We start from the raw sequence: 18,437 nt of genomic DNA, 5'->3' as shown, positions 1-18,437 counted from the left end.
TGGCAGGGGTTTTCTATCTATCGCAAAGATAGTAAATCAGCGGCTGTTAGCGGACAACCAGCACCGGCAGTGTTGCGTGGCGAACAACGCTGGACGCGTTTGAGCCTAGCAGATGGGTGCTGATTGATGGATTGCGTGACCCAATGACAACGACATCCGCATTCAACTCTTCACCTAACTCGTTGACCACGTCACGTACGCTGCCAAAGCGGACGTGTTGTTTGATACGAGAAGGATCGATACTGAAATGACCGACCATCGTTTGCAGACGGGATTCCGCTTCGTGTTGCAGATGCTCTTCAAAACGACGAACGTCAGCGGCAAAGCGATGCAGACTTAAGCTCGCCGAACCTGGCAACACGTGCAGCAGATGGATAACGCCTTTTTCCTGTGCCAGAAATTCTGCATGGCGAATAGCCTTATCGCTCAGTTCCATCTCGAATACATCAACAGGCATTATGATTGTGTTGTACATAAACATTCTCCTTGTCATTACATGAACACATAACAGCATAGTATTAAAAATGATTCTGTCAGTCACGACACAGATTTATGTTTTGCGAACAGGAAGAAAAACAAGGAACTGGGGCTAACCGGAAAGAGGATGCGGATGCATCCCCTGTAAGATAAAGCGAGTCGCTTTGATAAGACAGAGTTAGCGCAGGTAATCGCCAGCAGCTTCAGGTTGGTACTCAAGCTCAATGACTTCGAGATGTGTTGATGTCCCGCCTGGCAGTTCCCAGTGAATGGTGTCGCCAACGCGCAGACCCAAAAGTGCAGCGCCGACCGGCGCCATTACCGAAAGCTGTGTGCTGCTGTCAGTCATATTAGCTGGATACACCAGGGTACGCACGCGGACTTCGCCATCACTCAGATTGCGGAATTTCACGCGGCTGTTCATGGTCACAACATCGTGCGGCATGGTTTCTGGAGAACACATTTGGGCACGATCCAGCTCGGCGTTCAGGGCGTCGGCAATCGGTAAACCAGCAAACGCAGGTTGCTCCAACAGGCGGTCAATGCGTTCCGCATCGAGGTCGTTAATGATGATAGTTGGTCTGGACATTTATTACTCCATGTCGTCGATACTGCGGGTGCGCAGGTAAATAATCCCAAAAGAAAACCCTCACCGTCAGGCGGCAAGGGTTTAGCTTTTATGATGATACTGAGACTTACCCCAGGTTTGAAGTGATTTAGTTCACATTCAGGCAAATCATCAATATTGTCGCGTATGGTGTGATTTTAGCCGAAAAACGTGATCGTTCTCCAATTTGCATTATGCTTTTTAAGCGCTCGCTGCGGGCGCGTCAAACAACTCAGTGTTCCGCGACAGGAGATCTCATGAGCCAGTACGACAAACTAACCTTGAAAGACGGCAGCTATTTGCATTTTAAAGACTGGGGAAGTGGACAGCCCATTGTCTTTAGTCATGGTTGGCCGCTGACGGCGGATGCGTTTGAGGATCAGATGTTGTTCCTCGCGTCGAAAGGATTTCGTGTGATCGCCCATGACAGGCGTGGGCATGGGCGCTCGGCCCAACCCTGGGATGGTCACAATATGGATCAGTATGCTGACGATCTGGCTGAACTTACCGCGTATCTCAATCTTAAAGATGCCGTCCATGTCGGACACTCTACGGGCGGTGGGGAAGTGGCGCGGTACATTGGTCGCCATGGAACGCAACGGGTAGCAAAAGCGGTATTAATCGGCGCGGTGACGCCCATTATGATCAAGACCGATTTTAATCCAAACGGCGTGCCGAAAGAGGTGTTTGAGGGTATCCGTGAAGGGGTGATAAACGATCGCGCTGCCTTTTTCTATGAACTGACCGCAGCATTCTATGGCTACAACCGACCGGGCGTAAATGAGTCGAAAGCCGTACGCGAAAGCTTTGTTGCACAGGGCTTACAAGGCTCCATCAAAGCGTTGTACGACTGTATCCATGCGTTTTCAGAAACTGACCTGCGTGAGGATCTCAAAAAGATGACTATCCCGACGCTGGTGATCCACGGTGATGACGATCAGATTGTCCCGTTTGAAACCTGCGGGAAGGTCGCGGCGGAAATATTACCGGACTCGCAACTGAAGGTGTATGTTGGTGGATCGCATGGCATTTGCACCACCCATAAACATCAGATCAACGGCGATCTGCTCAACTTTATTCAGTCTTAATCTTTGGGGACGTACTACGCTGTTCCGCCCGACGAGGGAGCAGCGTAGTGTTCGATCAGGCTGTTTAGTATCCCACTTTGTCGATAATAAACTGTTTACTACAGTTACCCGGATGCGGTTGCGGTAAGAATGACTGTGCGGATAACGTCTGGTTGATGGTGTCGGCTTTCAGAGATAACTGGATCTCCGTGAGATAAGCCGGATTACCGTGGCAGCTTAACTTCACGGCTTTAACGTTCTCTTTACCCCAGCTTTTGGCGACGGCGGCGTCAAATGCGCTACGGCTGACGGTTTTACCGTAGTTGTCTGCCAGGAACTTGCCAGCTTCACTGTTTTTAACCTCATTATTCAGCCGTACCATCGTGCCGAAGTACGCGTCGGGGTCAAAACCGAAACAGGCGCCATGTTTGGCATACTCGTAACGCTCCAGACAGGATCTCCCACCGGCGCCGGGCATTACGGCGCTGAGCTTTGCCGCGCTTTCCAGAGAAAGTCCCGTTTCAGGTGCCGCGCATTTACGGCTGGCGCGCGCTTCAGGTAGGTTGGGAATTGGTCGCGTCGCGCAGCCAAAACGCATCCAGCGGCGGTTGTCGACTCCACGGGCGGCGATAGATTTTGGCAGGCTGGGCCATAAACCGTGAACGGTCAGGAAATCCGCTTTGTTCGCGCTCTCTTTTTGCAGGCGACATTCGTCAGGTTCCTGACGATTACGCTCATGCTGGCTCTGACAAAATCCGGTTTGCCAGGAGAGGGCCAGCACGTAGCTGTCAAAATCAGCGTACTGTTTTGCCTGAAGTTCATCGGCCTTAGCCGCAGAAATTGGCAGCAGAAGTGCTGCCAGCAACGAAGAATAACGCCATGTTGATCTCATGATGATGTCGAATACTTATATAAATTCTGAATATCATCTATTTAATCATAAAAAATGCCAGTCAGGTTCAGCTGACTGGCATCATTTTCATCAGGCGTGAACCGAAATGATTAGCTCCACATTGCCAGAATCGGCCAGCCGACCAGCAGAAGCATAGAGATGTAGATAACGCCGAAGATAGCACCCAGACGCCAGTAGTCTTTGGATTTCACATAACCACAGCCGTAGATGATTACGCCAGGGCCTGTTGCATACGGAGTCAGACAGCCCATGATACCGATGGACAGCACCAGCAAGATACACAGGTGTTCCATCGGAACGCCCGGGATACCTTTACCAACCGCCAGAATAACCGGCAGCATGGTGGCGGTGTGTGCAGAAAGACTGGCAAACAGGTAGTGAGCAAAGTAGAACACCAGCACCAGCACGATTACGGTCGCGTTAGGCGAGAAGCCTTCCAGGTGCGTACTCATGGTGTTGGCGAACCAGTCGATAAAGCCTGAACGGGTTAATCCATTCGCCATCACGACCAGTGTGGCAAGGTTGACCAGGGTGTTCCATGCGCTGTTATAGCGGGTAATGTCTTTCCACGGTACCACGTGCAGCGCCAGCATCAGGGAGACTGCCAGCAGGCCCACTGCGGTTGCGTCAATCAGCTTACCACCGAAAACCCACAGACCCAGGCTCAGTATAACCAGACCGATCAGAGTCAGCTCTTTACGGGTCAATTTACCCATGGTTTTCAGTTCATCACCAGCCCATGCGGCAACTTCAGCACTGTGCGTAACTTCTGGCTTGTACAGAACATAGGACAGCCACGGAGCAACGATCAGCAAAATAATACCAACCGGCAGGAAGCTGAGGAACCACTGCAACCAGCTGATTTGAATACCGGCAATTTTGTTGACGAATTCCAGACCCAGCACGTTAGGCGCAGCGCCGGTTACGAACATAGAGGAGCTCAGGCTGGTACTGATAACCATCATCCACATCAGATATCCGCCGATACGGCGCGCGGAAGGATCGTTTGGGAATGATTTAAACAGCGGCGGCAGGTTTTTGATAACCGGGAATACGGTCCCACCGGTACGCGCGGTGTTAGATGGTGTAAACGGCGCCAGCAAAATGTCGATAATAACAATCGCATAGCCCAGCGTCAGGGTACGTTTCCCCATGAATTTCACCATAAACAACGCGATACGGCGACCCAGACCGGTGACTTCATAGCCCAGCGCGAAAATAAACGCGCCAAACACCAGCCACACGGTCGTGCTGGAGAAGCCTGCCAGACCCCATTTCAGCGCTTGCTTACCCGCTTTAAACGCCGGGTCGGCCAGCTCTGAAGCATCAAACAGCAGATAGTTGCTGCCGATGACGCAGATCGTTACGGCGATAAAGCTAATCGCTGTTGCCGGGATTGGCTCAAGGATCATCCCGACAATCATTGCCACGAACACGGCAAAGTAGTGCCAGGCCTGCGGGGGCATTCCATCAGGGACGGGGATAAGAAACATGACGCCCATGACGATCAGTGGGGCCAGCAACTTCCATATTTTATCTTTTGCTAAAGACATGTGTGTGATTCTCCGGAAAGGATCTTTAATTGTGATAATGATGAACTTGTGAAATCTGAGCTAAGAACCAGGTGATGATCAGCAGATCGGCACAGCCTCCAGGGCTGAGATTGCGTTCAATGCACTGTTGGTCGAACTGGCGCAGGTATTCGAGATCGGCAGGGGTGCGAATTCCCCCTTGCTGCAACAGTGTGGCGGCCTGTTGTTGTAGCCAGCGCAGACCTTCAGCGCCACCGCGAGAGGCCACGTTGGTATCGCCATTGATGGACATCAGCAGCAGTAACGTATCGAGTAACGCCAGTTCAGGATCGCGCCCCTGTGCCAGCAGGGCACGGTAGTGCGGCAGAGCATGCTGGATGACTAACGGGTAACCCGCTTCGGCTTCACCTCGTGCGCCGGTTAATCCCAGTTGCTGATAAAGACGTTGGCCAGCCGTGAGTTGTTGATTATTCTGGCGCAGTTCGCGCTCGGTCAGGCCACGGCAAAATGCGGCTGCCGTAGAGCAAAGGATTTCAGGGGTGACGGTCAGGCCTAGCTGGAGCAGGCGGCCAATGGCGGCACACAGTAGTCCCAGTGAAAAGATGCTCCCTTTATGGGTGTTCACCCCTGCGGTGGCGCGAAACATGTCGGCTTCGCAGGCCATGCCCAGCGGCCGCAGCCCTTGCAGCACATCTTCAGGCGACAATTGCGCGCTAAACGCCCCGTATTCAATAAAACGCGGCAGCCAGGCCTGAATCGCCTCAGCGCTGCGATGGAAATCTTCCAGCGCCATATCTTTATGTGCGCCGTTGTTAAAACGATCCACCAGACCCGGTTTGGGCGACAGGTTGACTTCAGTCAACATGGCGCGCCACGCAAGCGTTGCGTAGGCATCCGGGAGATCCAGAGGAAGGACTGCGTTATGGGGTGATGTTGCGGGAATCGGCATCATGCAGCAGTGCCTCCATTTGAGTCAGTAAATCGGAAAGCGCGTGAGTTTTACCCCGCGCACAGTCGGCAGCACTTTGCCCGCACAGCAGACAGCGACGGGCAGGGAGTGCGAAATGACGCCGGGACAGAATTTCCCCTTCTGGGGTCAGGACATCGATGTCCCACAACCGTCCCAGCGGGTGAGAATGCTCAAGCTCAATGGTGGCGAGCTTGAGGTCATGGGCCGGAGCCTCAATAGACAAAAGACCTTCCGGACCGCTGGCCGAAACCAGCGCTGTTTGCTCCCTGATAATCCAGGCAGATTTTTCTGCCAGTGCGAGCAGGGCGGTTACGCCGTGATTAAAGATGCGACGGGTTAATGCGCTGTCTTTAATCGGACCCGGTGCAACCACAGTGAATGAGACCAGTGGCGCGTGGTGGCGCGTCAGCCAGGCATGTTGCCTTGCTTGTCTCTCATCGCGGCTGGCGAGCAGCTCGGGAATCGAAACCGCGTGTTGGGTGGCAAATTCAGGGAGCAGGTGCATGGCTTATTCCTTCACCTGATGCACAACGTCAATCACCGAGCCATCGCGATAACGCACAACGGCAATCACACGATCGGTGAATTCGATAGCGCGTGGTTGACCAGTAAGTTGCTGAGCTCGTTCGCGCAGCCATTCAATGGATACCACTTTCATACCAGCTTCTTTCAGACGTTCTGCCAGTTCAGGACGCGCAGGGTTGACGGCGATACCGTGGTCAGTGACCAGGATATCGACGCTGGAGCCCGGCGTTACGCAGGTCAGGACGTTATCAACCAGCGTCGGAATGCGTCCGCGAACCAGTGGAGCAACAATGATGGAGAGCGCAGCGGCAACTGCGGTATCGCAGTGACCACCGGATGCGCCGCGCAGTACGCCGTCAGAGCCGGTCAGGACGTTAACGTTGAAGCTGGTGTCAACTTCCAGCGCACTCAGTACCACGACGTCCAGACGATCGACAGATGCGCCTTTCGAGCCCCAGTTGGCATACTGGTTGGCACTGATTTCAATGTGGTTTGGGTTGCGGGCCAGCGACTCAGCCGCGTTACGGTCGAAGCTCTGCACGTCCAGCAGTTTGCGGATCAGACCTTTTTCGTGCAGATCCACGATGGTGGCGGTGATGCCGCCCAGCGCGAAGTCAGCACGGATATCGCGGCTGCGCATTTTGTCTTCCAGGAAACGCGTCACGGCCAAAGAGGCGCCGCCGGTTCCTGTCTGCAGTGAGAAGCCTTCATTGAAGTAGCCGGAGTTAACAATGACGTCTGCTGCGCTACGGGCGATTAACAGTTCACGTGGGTTGGTGGTCATGCGGGTCGCATCAGCACCGATTTTGTCTGCATCGCCAACCTGATCGATCTGGACGATCAGATCCACCTGATCCTGCGTAATGCTCGCCGGGTTATGTGGGTAGGTCAGTAGCTGTTCTGTCAGCAGGACAACCTGTTTTGCGTTTTCGGCATCAACGCGAGCATAGCCCAGTGAGCCGCAGCATGCTTTACCGGTATAACCGTTGGCGTTACCAAACTGATCGCAGGACGGTACGCCGAGGAAGGCGACATCAATGCTGAGTTCGCCGCTTTGTACCAAGTGTACACGGCCACCGTGGGAGTGGATCTGGACTGGTTCTGCCAGCAAGCCACGGGAGATCTCTTCCGCCAGCGGGCCACGCAACCCGGAGGTATAAATACGGCTGACTACACCCTGACGGATGTGCTCAAGCAGTGGAGCATGGCAATCGCTCAGAGAGCTGGAGGCCAGCGTCAGGTTTTTGAAACCCATCCTGGCGATGGCGTCCATCACCAGGTTAATCGTCAGATCGCCACCGCGGAAAGCGTGGTGGAAAGAGATGGTCATGCCATCCTGTAAACCCGAACGACGAATGGCGTCTTCCAGGTTAGCGCACAGCTTTTTGTCGCGCGGTTTTTGCGCCTGTAATTCTACTTTTGCGGTGCTCTGATAAGCGGAAAGCTCACTTTCTGCATGACGGCTCCAGGTCGCCACGCGATCCTGGCGTTGAGACTGTTCGATTTTCTGCGTCATTTTTTTGCCTTATTCTTCGCGAATGCCTGAAAGTTCTGCACGGGAGATAACCAGAAGGGCGCGCTCGATAACCGGGCTGTCGACCATTTTGCCGTTGAGGGAAACTACGCCACGACCCTCGCGAGCGGCGGCTTCAGCTGCCTCCACGACCAGGCGCGCATGAGCCAGCTCTTTGCGCGTTGGGGCGTACAGGTTGTGCAGGAGTTCGATCTGGCGCGGGTTGATCAGCGATTTACCGTCAAAACCCAACTGCTTGATGTGTGCAGCTTCGTGCAGGAAACCTGCTTCGTTGTTGGCATCGGAATACACGGTGTCGAACGCCTGAATACCGGCAGAGCGTGCCGCCTGCAAAATAGAACAGCGGGCAAACAGCAGTTCAGTACCCTCCGGCGAGCGCTCAGTACGCAGGTTACGCACATAATCTTCCGCACCCAGAGCAATGCCGATCAGACGCTCGGAAGCGTGGGCAATTTCTACCGCGCGGGTAATGCCTAACGGCGATTCGATAGCGGCTAACAGACCGGTGCTGCCGGGCTCACGGCCACAGGCTTTCTCGATACGCAGAATTTCGCTTTCGATGTCGATGACATCCTGCGCGGTATCAGTTTTCGGTAAACGCACGATGTCTGCACCACCGCGTACCACGGCTTCGAGATCGTTAATGCCCCATTCGGAGTCGAGGGCGTTTACACGCACGATAGTTTCAACGTCGTGATACAGCGGATGCTGCAGGGCGTGATACACCATACGGCGGGCAGTATCTTTCTCGCGCAGCGCGACGGAGTCTTCGAGGTCGAACATCAACGCATCTGCCGGGTAGATGAACGAGTTGCTGACCATGGCGGCATTGGCACCAGGTACGAACAGCATGCTGCGGCGGGTACGGGTTTTACGTTGTTGTAAAGATGCGGAAATCACTGGCAATCCTCCCATGGCAGTGCCGAAATACCACCAGCGCGGGCCAGTAGTGCTTCCAGTCGCGCACGTAAAATGCAGTCCAGTGCGCCTTTATCATCAACATTTAATTGCACGCCGCGTACGTTGTAGCGGGACAGAACGTCCAGAATGGTGGTCCGGATGGCATCACCGAACTGTTTTTCGACGCTACTGTTAACCTGCAGGTCAATATCCTGCGAATCGAGTGGGGCGATGCGAATCATCACATCACCGGACTCAAGTGTGCCTGCGACGGCTGCCTGGTTTATTTTCATTTTTCACCTGTTGCTAATGCGGGGGTATTTTGGCGGACTGCCGCACCCGATGAGGCTCGTTCAACCATGCTTTGCAAGTAGTGCAGCGTGGCGTCAGGGACCAGGGATGCGATAGCCGTGAGATCTTTTTTAACCAGCAGCTTGCGCACCCAGGAGGCGGAAATCGGCATCTCCTGGAAACACAGCCGCTCAATTTCCACCAGTTCAATTGGTGGGGCGGGAAGCGTTGGGGTCTCCAGCCAGTAACGCATATCGTTGTTGTACTGGGAGGTGACGGTGCAATACGGCTCGGTACCGACGAAGCGGTGCGTAACGCCGAGAGCCGGGGCCAGATATTGGCGGAAGATTTTCAGGTCAATTTCGGTGTAGCAGTGGTTAATAACGCTCTGCTCTTTGATGAAGTAGCACGGGAATGTGGCGCGGGAAATGATATATTCCGAACCGCGATGCACGGTTAAACGTGGAATGTCTTTTGTTCCTTTAAGCACCAGATCCAGTCGGTCTTCATACGGAAAACGCGAGGTATCCTCTTTGACCAAAAACAGATGCAGCCAGTCACATTGTGCGGCTGCCTGTTGGATCAGAAAACGGTGTCCGTTGGTGAAGGGGTTGGCGTTCATGACGATACAACCAATTTTTTTCCCTTCACGACGCAGTTTTGCCAGAGATTCAGCGTAACGCTTCAGACGCGTGGTGCTGTTTTCCATCAGCACCATAATGCCGGGAACGCTGGTCAGCGTAGAAAAGCCACACTGTTTAAACAGCGATTCGTACTCGGTTTTGGTATAGATGAAGAGGTGCGTACAGTGGCGCTCATAGGCGAGGTTGATTAACTCGGTCGCCAGTGTCAGCGCTAAGCCTTCGCCGCGTACGGATTCGCAGATGGCGACACACTTAATGATATTGCCAGCAATACCGCCACAGGCGATCAGGCGGTCATCACGGGTGACGGTGATAAATACTTCAACGGTGGTATCAACGCTCAAATCATTTTCTTTCAGAAATTGCGCGATAGCCGCCATCTTTTTATTTTCTGAGCGTTTAACTTGCGTGAATATATTATTACCGAACATAGTGAAAAGAGTCCCGATGCTATATTTTGTTACTGGGTTTCTGTTTTTGTTGCTCCGCTTAGCAACTTGATAACGTTTTGTTCGCAATTGAAGGGAATGGTTTTTTATTACCGAGTATTTCTTTTTTTCCCTGATGCATACATCGTAAGGGGTATTTTGGAGGTAATTTTTGATTTATTTCACAATAAGTTAGAAGGTTTTAATGTGTTTTATGGTTTTAAGTTTTTTAATTAATTTAACCCCCAAATAACCGGTGGTTTTTATTTGTTTAATTGATTTAAGGTGGGGAATCTGCAACGATCTTGCTTTATACCGTAACGTGTAAATAGAACATTTTAATTACAACTACAATGATAAATAAGTTTTGGTTAATGTCGGTGAGGGAAGGGGTGATGACAGAACAGAAAAATAAAACAAGGTTTCCTTTTTTTCGTCGCCTGGCATTTCCATTGCGTATCTTTCTGCTTATTTTGGTCGTTTCCGTTTTTATTATCGCCGCGCTAGCGCAATACTTTACCGCCAGCTTTGAGGATTATCTGGCAACGCATGTCCGAGATATGGCGATGAACCAGGCCAAAATCATCGCCTCTAACGACAGTATCATCACTGCGGTGAAACATCGCGATTACAAGCGTCTGGCGACCATTGCCGACAAACTGCAGAGCGGGACTGACTTTGACTATGTGGTTATCGGGGATACCCACTCTATCCGGCTTTATCATCCGAATCCGGAAAAAATTGGCTACCCGATGCAGTTCACCAAGCCTGGTGCGCTGGAAAAAGGGGAGAGTTATTTTATTACCGGCAAAGGGTCGATTGGGATGGCGATGCGCGCCAAAACCCCGATCTTTGACAACGATGGTAAAATCATTGGTGTGGTCTCCATTGGCTATCTAATCAGTAAAATCGACAGCTGGCGTTCGGACTTTTTACTCCCCATGGCAGGGGTGTTTATTCTGTTGTTGCTGGTACTGATGCTGCTCTCCTGGTTCTTTGCCGCCCATATTCGGCGGCAGATGTTGGGGATGGAGCCCAAACAAATCGCGCGGGTGGTGCGCCAACAGGAAGCGCTCTTCAGCTCGGTGTATGAAGGGTTGATTGCCGTGGATCCTGATGGATATATCACCGCAATAAACCGCAGCGCGAGGAAGATGCTGGGGTTGTCTTCACCTGGGCGAAAGTGGCTAGGAAAACCGGTTAGCGAGGTGGTTAAACCTGCAGACTTTTTTACCCAGCAGATTGCGGAAAAACGTCAGGACGCAATGGTGAACTTTAATGGCCTGAGCGTTATCGCCAACCGGGAGGCGATTCGCTCCGGCGATGAGCTGCTCGGCGCCATCATCAGTTTTCGTAGTAAAGATGAAATTGCTACCCTTAATGCGCAATTAACGCAAATCAAACAGTATGTAGAAAGCCTGAGAACGCTGCGCCATGAGCATCTGAACTGGATGTCGACCATTAATGGCCTGCTGCAAATGAAAGAATATGATCGGGTTCTGGCAATGGTGCAGGGGGAATCCCAGGCGCAGCAGCAGCTGATTGACAGCCTGCGCGGTGCGTTTGCCGATCGCCAGGTCGCTGGTCTCTTATTTGGCAAGGTGCAGCGCGCGCGGGAGCTGGGCCTTACTATGATCATCGTTCCTGGCAGCCAGTTGCATCAACTCCCCGAGGGGCTGGATAGCACAGAGTTTGCAGCAATTGTTGGCAATCTGCTTGATAATGCATTTGAAGCGAGTTTGCGCACCCAGCAAGGCAACAAGGTCGTCGAACTCTATTTGAGTGATGAAGGGGATGACGTCGTCATCGAAGTTGCCGATCAGGGATGCGGTGTGCCGGACGCGCTACGTGAAAAAATATTTGAGCAGGGTGTGAGCACCCGTACCGATGAACCCGGTGAACATGGCATCGGTTTGTATCTGATTGCAAGTTATGTGAGGCGCTGTGATGGGGTGATTACGCTCGAAGATAACTCCCCTTGCGGTACCTTATTTTCTTTATTTCTTCCGAAAGTGAAAAAAAATAATGACGGAACCATTAACGCTGTTGATCGTTGAGGATGAAACGCTACTGGCGGAAATGCATGCTGAATATATCCGCCATATACCCGGATTTAGCCAGATATGGCTGGCGGGTAATCTTGCACAAGCAAGGATGATGATTGAGCGTTTTAAACCCGGTCTGATACTGCTCGATAACTACTTGCCGGACGGCAAGGGAATTACGTTGTTGCATGAGCTGACTCAGGCGCGCTATCCGGGCGGCATCGTGTTTACCACGGCTGCCAGCGATATGGAAACGGTCTCCGAGGCTGTGCGCAGCGGCGCGTTTGATTACCTGGTCAAACCCATAGCCTACGAGCGCCTGGGGCAGACGCTGACGCGCTATCAACAGCGCAGACGCATGCTGGCCGGTAATGACAGCGCCAGTCAAAAACAGATTGACGAAATGTTTAATGCCTATGCCCGTGGCGAGCCGAAAGGTGATTTGCCGACCGGGATTGATGCGTTAACCCTGAATGCGGTGTTGAAGTTATTTGCCGATCCGACGGTACAGCACACAGCGGAAACGATCGCTCAGGCTCTCACCATCAGCCGTACCACCTCCAGGCGCTACCTCGAGTACTGTGCCAGCCGTCATTTGATTATTGCGGAAATTATTCACGGTAAAGTAGGCAGACCGCAGCGTATTTATCACGGCGGTTAATACACGTCATCCTTTAAGCTGCCACTTTGTTGGCGGCGTGAAGAAACCCCAGTCACATAGTTATCTATGCTCCTGGGGATGTCTTCACTTGCCGCCTCAATGCAGCTTAAATGATTTTGTGTATCACGGTCAGATAATGAAAGTTATCGTCAACCGCCAATCAGAGCAGACGTAGCGGGTACCATCACTTCAGTGGCGATAATCACCACCAGCAGTCCAACCAGAACCGGAACCGAGGTACGTTTAACTACTTCGAACGGAGATATTTTTGCCATACCTGCGACAGCGACAACCACGCCGGAGACCGGGGAGATGGTGCGTCCAAGATTTGATGCCTGCAACATCGGGATAGCAAGATATGCTGGGTTAAGGCCAGAAGAGTGAGCCAGTTTAGGGATCATCTCAACGAAGGCATAGAACGGTGCGTTACCGGAACCTGTGGTCATTGCCGCCAGCATGGTCAGGATAACCAGCACCAGCATCAGAATAATACTCGCTGAGCCAAACGAGGTGGCGATAGAAATCAGGCTCTGAATAAAGCCGATAGTGCTCAAGCCCTGGGCAAATACACCCGCCGCGACGAGCAGCATCACTACGTTAGCAAAGGCGTCCGCCATGCCCCGGTAAGCGACTTCCAGACCTGAAAACACCTTCTGGGTGTTGAATCCGCGCACAAATTCCAGAACAGCAGCGATGAGCATGCACAGCACCAGAATTGTGATGATGTGCAGTTGTGGACCCCATTTACCATCAAAAATCAGCACGCCAACGATCGGTGTAAACGGCAGGATGGCATAAAACGACGGAGCGGTAGTGGTGATTTCTGCCACGTCTAACATTTCGTGAGAAATGTGCTCTTTTTTATCCAGGTAGCGCTGCCAGAAAAAGTGGGCAATCGCCATAGCAATGATGGCGGCAATGGAAATCGGCAGCGTGGTTTTAAACGCGAAATCGATCAGCGGCATTTCCGCGGCTTTGGCAGCCAGCACCACATCACCGGATGTCGGCGAAAGAATAATAGCAGCAGGAGAGGCACAAATAGCCGCTGCAGCACCACGGCTGATTCCAACGTTAACCATGACCGGGAACAGCGTTGCCATCAGCAATACGCCCAGGCCGGTAGCTGACGAGACGGCCAGGGACATCAGACAGGCGACAAAATAGGCGGCAATCATAAGCAGATAAGGTGAATTGATGTACTGCAGCGGCTTAGAGGCAAGCTTAACTACCATATCGTTTGCGCCAATATGCGTCATATAGGCAGCAAAACCACACAGCATCATAATCATCATGCCGAGATCGCCACCACGGCTCATCAGCAAAATTTTAATATATTCAACAATATCTGTTGCAGTATAGCCCGTCGTTGCCGCGCTGGACGGCAAAACTTTATGCCCCATCAGCGCACTGATAATCAGCAAAACCAGACCACCAACAAACAGTACGCCTGTGGCTGAATAACCTTTAATGATGTAGCGCGCCACACCCACAATAACCACAACCCCAATAAGGAGTTCAATAATTGTCAACATTGTTTCCCCTGTCGCATTGCTGCCCGGAAAGTAAAAAAACTAAAAAAAGTAAAAAGTGGTGACAGAATGTGCCTAATAAACTGATAACTCTTGCTGATTGAAATCAATAAAAATACGGATTAAAGCGATAGCTAAGTCGTTTTTTCAGCATCGCGGCAAAAAAAAGAATCTCACAATAAAAAACTGTGACGCGCAGCGCTAACGTGAGTGTTTTGTAGCTATATTGATTCCAATTTGTTAATTTATTGTGATTTTATTTAACTTTTTCCGGAGGAAAGGGCAATTTATTGGCAATAAAGAGAAAATAGTTCCTCTGAGATGGCTCAATATATAAAGGGATAATTATCTTAAAAATTATAGGCTGAGGATTATTCTGATTTTTTATTTGTGCGTTTTTGTTAAGCTAACATTAAGGTTGGGTTTGCTAAAATTAGTAATAAATCCCAGGATGGTAATTAAGTTGTGATTGTTGCTAAACGATATTTTCTCATTTTTCATTTCTTTTTATTCAGTTAGCTTTCATTCCACAGGGAGCAGCTGATGATAAAGGCTGGTTTGCTACTTTTAAAGATAATGTCAGTGAAACCTGGCAGCAACCAGAACATTATGATCTGTATGTACCTGCTATTACCTGGCATGCGCGTTTTGCCTACGATAAAGAAAAAACGGATCGCTACAATGAACGTCCCTGGGGGGCTGGATTTGGTCAATCCCGTTGGGATGATAAAGGTAACTGGCACGGACTTTATATAATGGCCTTTAAGGATTCCTACAATAAATGGGAACCCATTGGCGGTTATGGCTGGGAAAAAACCTGGCGACCACTGGCTGATGAAAATTTTCATGCGGGCCTCGGTTTTACCGCCGGTTTCACTGCGCGCGATAACTGGAACTACATTCCGATCCCGGTGCTGTTACCGCTGGCATCAATTGGCTATGGTCCGGCAACGTTTCAGATGACCTACATTCCAGGAACGTATAACAACGGCAACGTCTACTTTGCCTGGATGCGTTTTCAGTTTTGATAGACTACCTGTATTGTCAGGTGGTTTATTAAAAAACTTTTTAAAAACAGATATATAAGAGGTTTAACTGAAAAATAACGCGACATTTATCACTTTTTGATAAAGTTCGACTGGACAAAGTGCATCACAATTGTTGTACTGATACCCGACACAGCATTTGTGTCTATTTTTCATGTAAAGGTAATTTTGATGTCTAAGATTAAAGGTAACGTTAAGTGGTTTAATGAGTCCAAAGGATTCGGTTTCATTACTCCGGAAGATGGCAGCAAAGATGTGTTCGTACACTTCTCTGCAATCCAGACCAATGGTTTTAAAACTCTGGCTGAAGGTCAGCGTGTAGAGTTCGAAATCACTAACGGTGCCAAAGGCCCTTCTGCTGCAAACGTAATCGCTCTGTAAGCATACGACAGCAAGCATTCAAAACCCGCTTAATTGCGGGTTTTTTTCGCTCTAATGTGCGGGTGAGGCGGAAACCAGCCAGAATGCCAGGGCGGTCATCGCAAATGATCCCAACAGATTAACCAGTACATTCACCATAGCCCAACCTAAGCGTCCTTCCTGAAGTAAAAACACCACTTCGGCTGAAAAGGTGGAGAACGTTGTTAACCCACCGCAAAAGCCTGTGGTGATCAACACTTTCCACATAGGGTCAATGTTGGTCATGCGATTAAACCATGCCAGACCCATCCCAATGATAAACGCCCCAAGTAAGTTTGCCGCAAGCGTACCGAACGGAATAGCCTGATGCAGCGGGTTAAACCGCATACTCAACATCCATCTTGCTACGCTACCTGTACCACCGCCGATAAAAACCGCTAAAAGGAGTTGTAACACTACGTAATCCTGCTATTTGATTGTATAGAGAGTGAGTTTAACGCTGAATAATCATTGTTGGCGAGCTTAACAAAGATTTCTGGAGGGAATATGTTTGTTGCAGCAGGGCAATTTGCCGTAGGACCTTCATGGAAAAAGAATGCAGAAACCTGTGCCTTACTGATGTCTCAGGCGTCAGGTGAGGGGGCGTCGCTGCTGGTATTACCGGAGGCTTTGCTGGCACGCGACGATTCTGACCCTGATCTGTCCGTGAAATCAGCCCAGTTGTTGGAAGGTGGGTTTATGACGCGTTTATTGCGTGAAAGCGCGCAAAATGAGATGACGACAATCCTGACCATTCATGTCCCCTCTGTTCCAGGGCGGGCATTTAACATGCTGGTGGCGCTACGTGCAGGCCGGGTCGTGGCCCATTACGCGAAATTACATCTCTACGATGCCTTTTCGATTCAGGAGTCACGTAATGTGGATGCTGGGGACACCATCGCGCCGCTGCTGGACGTTGGCGGATTAAAGGTAGGGTTAATGACCTGTTATGACCTGCGCTTCCCTGAGCTGGCCTTGGCGCACGCATTGCAGGGGGCAGAGATCCTCGTTTTGCCCGCGGCCTGGGTGCGAGGAGCGCTTAAAGAGCATCACTGGGCTACGCTTTTGGCGGCAAGAGCGTTAGATGCGACTTGCTACCTGATTGCGGCTGGAGAGTGTGGTAACAAGAATATTGGTCAAAGCCGGGTTATCGATCCCTTTGGTGTAACCATTGCCGCCGCGGCAGAAACGCCCGCACTCATTATCGCCGAGGTTTCTGCCGAGCGGGTGAGACAAGTCAGGGCACAACTTCCGGTGTTAAGTAACCGGCGTTTTGCGCCACCGCAATTATTATGACGTTTTTTTAAACAAGGCTTGATTCACCTTGTTACAGATTGCTATTGTGTGCGCGCGTCGAAAGGCCGTTAATATTCTCAGGTTAATATGGCGCTTTATGCAGCCTGGTTTAAGTCAAGAAGGTATCTATGGGTGAGATTAGTATTACCAAACTGCTGGTGGTTGCCGCACTGGTTGTTCTGCTGTTTGGTACCAAGAAGTTACGTACGCTGGGTGGAGACCTGGGGACGGCAATCAAGGGCTTCAAGAAAGCTATGAACGATGATAATGCTGATGCCAAGAAAGAGGCTGATGGTAGCGTTCAGGCTGAGAAGCTTTCTCATAAAGAGTAATGTCAGGAGCATGATGCTCATACTGCATACTCTGCATGAAAAAAAACCGGCAATTTGCCGGTTTTTTATTGGTGATATGTAAGTGAGTATTACACGATTACTTCACTTCCAGCCCTTTGGCCTGCATGTCAGCATGGTATGAAGAGCGAACGAATGGGCCGCAAGCTGCATGGGTAAAGCCCATGGCCATGGCCTCTGCTTTCATCTCATCAAACTCATCCGGGCTTACATAGCGTTGAACCGGCAGGTGGTGACGGCTTGGCTGTAAATATTGCCCCAGCGTCAGCATGGTCACGCCATGATTACGCAGGTCACGCATAACCTCAATGATTTCAGCATTGGTTTCACCCAGACCCACCATCAGACCTGATTTCGTCGGAATCTCAGGGTGTGCTTCTTTGAAACGTTCCAGAAGCTTCAGCGACCAGTTGTAATCTGCGCCAGGACGTACATTGCGATAAATACGCGGTACGTTTTCGAGGTTGTGGTTAAACACGTCCGGCGGTGTGGCTGTGAGGATATCCAACGCACGATCCATACGACCACGGAAGTCAGGCACCAGCGTTTCGATTTTAATTGACGGGCTCTTCTCACGAATAGCAGTGATGCAGTCAGCAAAGTGTTGAGCACCGCCGTCACGTAGATCGTCACGGTCAACGGAGGTAATGACCACATAGCGCAGCGCCATGTCAGCAATCGTCTGAGCCAGTTTTAACGGCTCGTTGGCATCAGGGGCAACCGGGCGGCCATGGGCAACGTCACAGAATGGGCAACGGCGGGTACAGATTGCGCCGAGGATCATAAAGGTTGCGGTTCCGTGATTGAAACATTCCGCCAGGTTAGGGCAGGACGCTTCTTCGCAGACAGAGTGCAGGCCATTTTTGCGCATTGCTGCTTTGATGCCCTGGATGCGGGTGGAGTCCGCTGGCAGTTTTATTTTCATCCATTCCGGTTTACGCAGCAGGGCTTCACGCTCTGTTGCCACATTTTTTACCGGGATAAGAGCCATCTTATCGGCATCGCGGTATTTAACACCGCGTTCCATCACAATGGGTTTACTCATAGCTTGCGTGTTCCAGTTGCGAATTACGAAGGAAAGCGTTTCAATTCAAGGGAATGTTGCATTTATCAACTATTTTTGAATTAGTGATACGCAGTATATCATTGAAACGGGCCAGAAAGCAGCCTGACAGGCTGGCAAAATGTAAAATAGTTGTTGTTTTGTGCCATTTGCCACAACA

At 50.9% G+C, this 18,437-nt stretch carries 19 protein-coding genes and 1 pseudogene; 7 read left to right on the top strand and 13 right to left on the bottom strand.

What is annotated here, in order from left to right:
- Positions 1-46: 46 nt before the first annotated feature.
- Entirely contained in the window at positions 47-475 is a 429-nt protein-coding gene (gene uspG, locus ACU8YC_RS10340; RefSeq protein ID WP_151218738.1) for a universal stress protein UspG, read from the bottom strand.
- Positions 476-655: 180 nt separating this feature from the next.
- A complete protein-coding gene (gene rnk / locus ACU8YC_RS10335; RefSeq protein WP_005120853.1) occupies positions 656-1,066 on the bottom strand; it encodes a nucleoside diphosphate kinase regulator in 411 nt (136 codons plus the stop codon).
- Between the two features lie 275 nt (positions 1,067-1,341).
- Between rnk and ACU8YC_RS10330 the strand changes: the two genes are divergently transcribed.
- A complete protein-coding gene (locus ACU8YC_RS10330; protein WP_151218739.1) occupies positions 1,342-2,172 on the top strand; it encodes an alpha/beta fold hydrolase in 831 nt (276 codons plus the stop codon).
- 64 nt (positions 2,173-2,236) lie between these two features.
- Here the strand turns inward: ACU8YC_RS10330 and rna are convergent, their stop codons facing one another.
- From rna to citC, 8 genes are all read right to left on the bottom strand, one after another.
- Positions 2,237-3,043 (bottom strand): ribonuclease I, encoded by an 807-nt coding sequence (gene rna / locus ACU8YC_RS10325; protein ID WP_446895307.1) that lies wholly within the window; start codon positions 3,041-3,043, stop codon positions 2,237-2,239.
- A gap of 110 nt (positions 3,044-3,153) precedes the next feature.
- Entirely contained in the window at positions 3,154-4,617 is a 1,464-nt protein-coding gene (citT, locus tag ACU8YC_RS10320) for a citrate/succinate antiporter CitT (RefSeq protein WP_151218741.1), read from the bottom strand.
- A 25-nt stretch (positions 4,618-4,642) separates the two neighbouring features.
- The gene (gene citG / locus ACU8YC_RS10315) at positions 4,643-5,548 is read right to left on the bottom strand and encodes a triphosphoribosyl-dephospho-CoA synthase CitG (protein WP_151218742.1); all 906 of its coding nucleotides are present in this window, start codon (positions 5,546-5,548) and stop codon (positions 4,643-4,645) included.
- Positions 5,517-6,071: a citrate lyase holo-[acyl-carrier protein] synthase gene (gene citX, locus ACU8YC_RS10310; protein ID WP_151218743.1), complete on the bottom strand. Its 555-nt coding sequence runs from the start codon at positions 6,069-6,071 to the stop codon at positions 5,517-5,519. Before citX ends, citG begins: the two co-directional genes overlap by 32 nt.
- A gap of 3 nt (positions 6,072-6,074) precedes the next feature.
- Positions 6,075-7,607: a citrate lyase subunit alpha gene (gene citF / locus ACU8YC_RS10305; protein WP_423390303.1), complete on the bottom strand. Its 1,533-nt coding sequence runs from the start codon at positions 7,605-7,607 to the stop codon at positions 6,075-6,077.
- A gap of 9 nt (positions 7,608-7,616) precedes the next feature.
- Positions 7,617-8,525 carry an aldolase/citrate lyase family protein gene (locus ACU8YC_RS10300; RefSeq protein ID WP_151218744.1) on the bottom strand — a complete coding sequence of 303 codons (909 nt, stop codon included), beginning with the start codon at positions 8,523-8,525 and terminating at the stop codon, positions 7,617-7,619.
- Positions 8,522-8,818, bottom strand: coding sequence for a citrate lyase acyl carrier protein (gene citD / locus ACU8YC_RS10295; protein ID WP_151218745.1), 297 nt, complete (start codon positions 8,816-8,818; stop codon positions 8,522-8,524). The genes ACU8YC_RS10300 and citD overlap by 4 nt, the downstream gene beginning before the upstream one ends.
- Positions 8,815-9,891 carry a [citrate (pro-3S)-lyase] ligase gene (gene citC, locus ACU8YC_RS10290; RefSeq protein ID WP_187252823.1) on the bottom strand — a complete coding sequence of 359 codons (1,077 nt, stop codon included), beginning with the start codon at positions 9,889-9,891 and terminating at the stop codon, positions 8,815-8,817. Before citC ends, citD begins: the two co-directional genes overlap by 4 nt.
- Before the next feature lie 392 nt (positions 9,892-10,283).
- On the opposite strand from citC, the gene dpiB reads away from it, so the two are divergent.
- Positions 10,284-11,945 (top strand): sensor histidine kinase DpiB, encoded by a 1,662-nt coding sequence (gene dpiB, locus ACU8YC_RS10285; protein WP_187252822.1) that lies wholly within the window; start codon positions 10,284-10,286, stop codon positions 11,943-11,945.
- Complete coding sequence (gene dpiA, locus ACU8YC_RS10280) at positions 11,914-12,594, top strand: two-component response regulator DpiA (protein ID WP_151218747.1); 681 nt, start codon at positions 11,914-11,916, stop codon at positions 12,592-12,594. The genes dpiB and dpiA overlap by 32 nt, the downstream gene beginning before the upstream one ends.
- 149 nt (positions 12,595-12,743) lie before the next feature.
- Here the strand turns inward: dpiA and dcuC are convergent, their stop codons facing one another.
- Positions 12,744-14,126, bottom strand: coding sequence for an anaerobic C4-dicarboxylate transporter DcuC (gene dcuC / locus ACU8YC_RS10275; RefSeq protein WP_446895306.1), 1,383 nt, complete (start codon positions 14,124-14,126; stop codon positions 12,744-12,746).
- Positions 14,127-14,588: 462 nt separating this feature from the next.
- On the opposite strand from dcuC, the pseudogene pagP reads away from it, so the two are divergent.
- Positions 14,589-15,151: pseudogene (gene pagP / locus ACU8YC_RS10270) on the top strand (lipid IV(A) palmitoyltransferase PagP).
- A 189-nt stretch (positions 15,152-15,340) separates the two neighbouring features.
- Entirely contained in the window at positions 15,341-15,550 is a 210-nt protein-coding gene (gene cspE / locus ACU8YC_RS10265) for a transcription antiterminator/RNA stability regulator CspE (RefSeq protein WP_000034825.1), read from the top strand.
- 51 nt (positions 15,551-15,601) lie between these two features.
- Here the strand turns inward: cspE and crcB are convergent, their stop codons facing one another.
- Positions 15,602-15,985 carry a fluoride efflux transporter CrcB gene (gene crcB, locus ACU8YC_RS10260; protein WP_151224920.1) on the bottom strand — a complete coding sequence of 128 codons (384 nt, stop codon included), beginning with the start codon at positions 15,983-15,985 and terminating at the stop codon, positions 15,602-15,604.
- Positions 15,986-16,075: 90 nt separating this feature from the next.
- On the opposite strand from crcB, the gene ACU8YC_RS10255 reads away from it, so the two are divergent.
- Both ACU8YC_RS10255 and tatE read left to right on the top strand, forming a co-directional pair.
- Positions 16,076-16,864 carry a deaminated glutathione amidase gene (locus ACU8YC_RS10255; protein ID WP_151218751.1) on the top strand — a complete coding sequence of 263 codons (789 nt, stop codon included), beginning with the start codon at positions 16,076-16,078 and terminating at the stop codon, positions 16,862-16,864.
- A 128-nt stretch (positions 16,865-16,992) separates the two neighbouring features.
- Positions 16,993-17,196, top strand: a complete 204-nt coding sequence (gene tatE / locus ACU8YC_RS10250) for a twin-arginine translocase subunit TatE (protein ID WP_016152230.1) — start codon at positions 16,993-16,995, stop codon at positions 17,194-17,196.
- Positions 17,197-17,293: 97 nt separating this feature from the next.
- Here the strand turns inward: tatE and lipA are convergent, their stop codons facing one another.
- Positions 17,294-18,259, bottom strand: a complete 966-nt coding sequence (gene lipA / locus ACU8YC_RS10245) for a lipoyl synthase (protein ID WP_151218752.1) — start codon at positions 18,257-18,259, stop codon at positions 17,294-17,296.
- Positions 18,260-18,437 lie beyond the last annotated feature (178 nt).

The organism is Citrobacter sp. VF227, from assembly GCF_052950715.1.
Note: the sequence above shows the minus strand (reverse complement) of the source record. Positions and strands in the feature narration are given on the sequence as shown.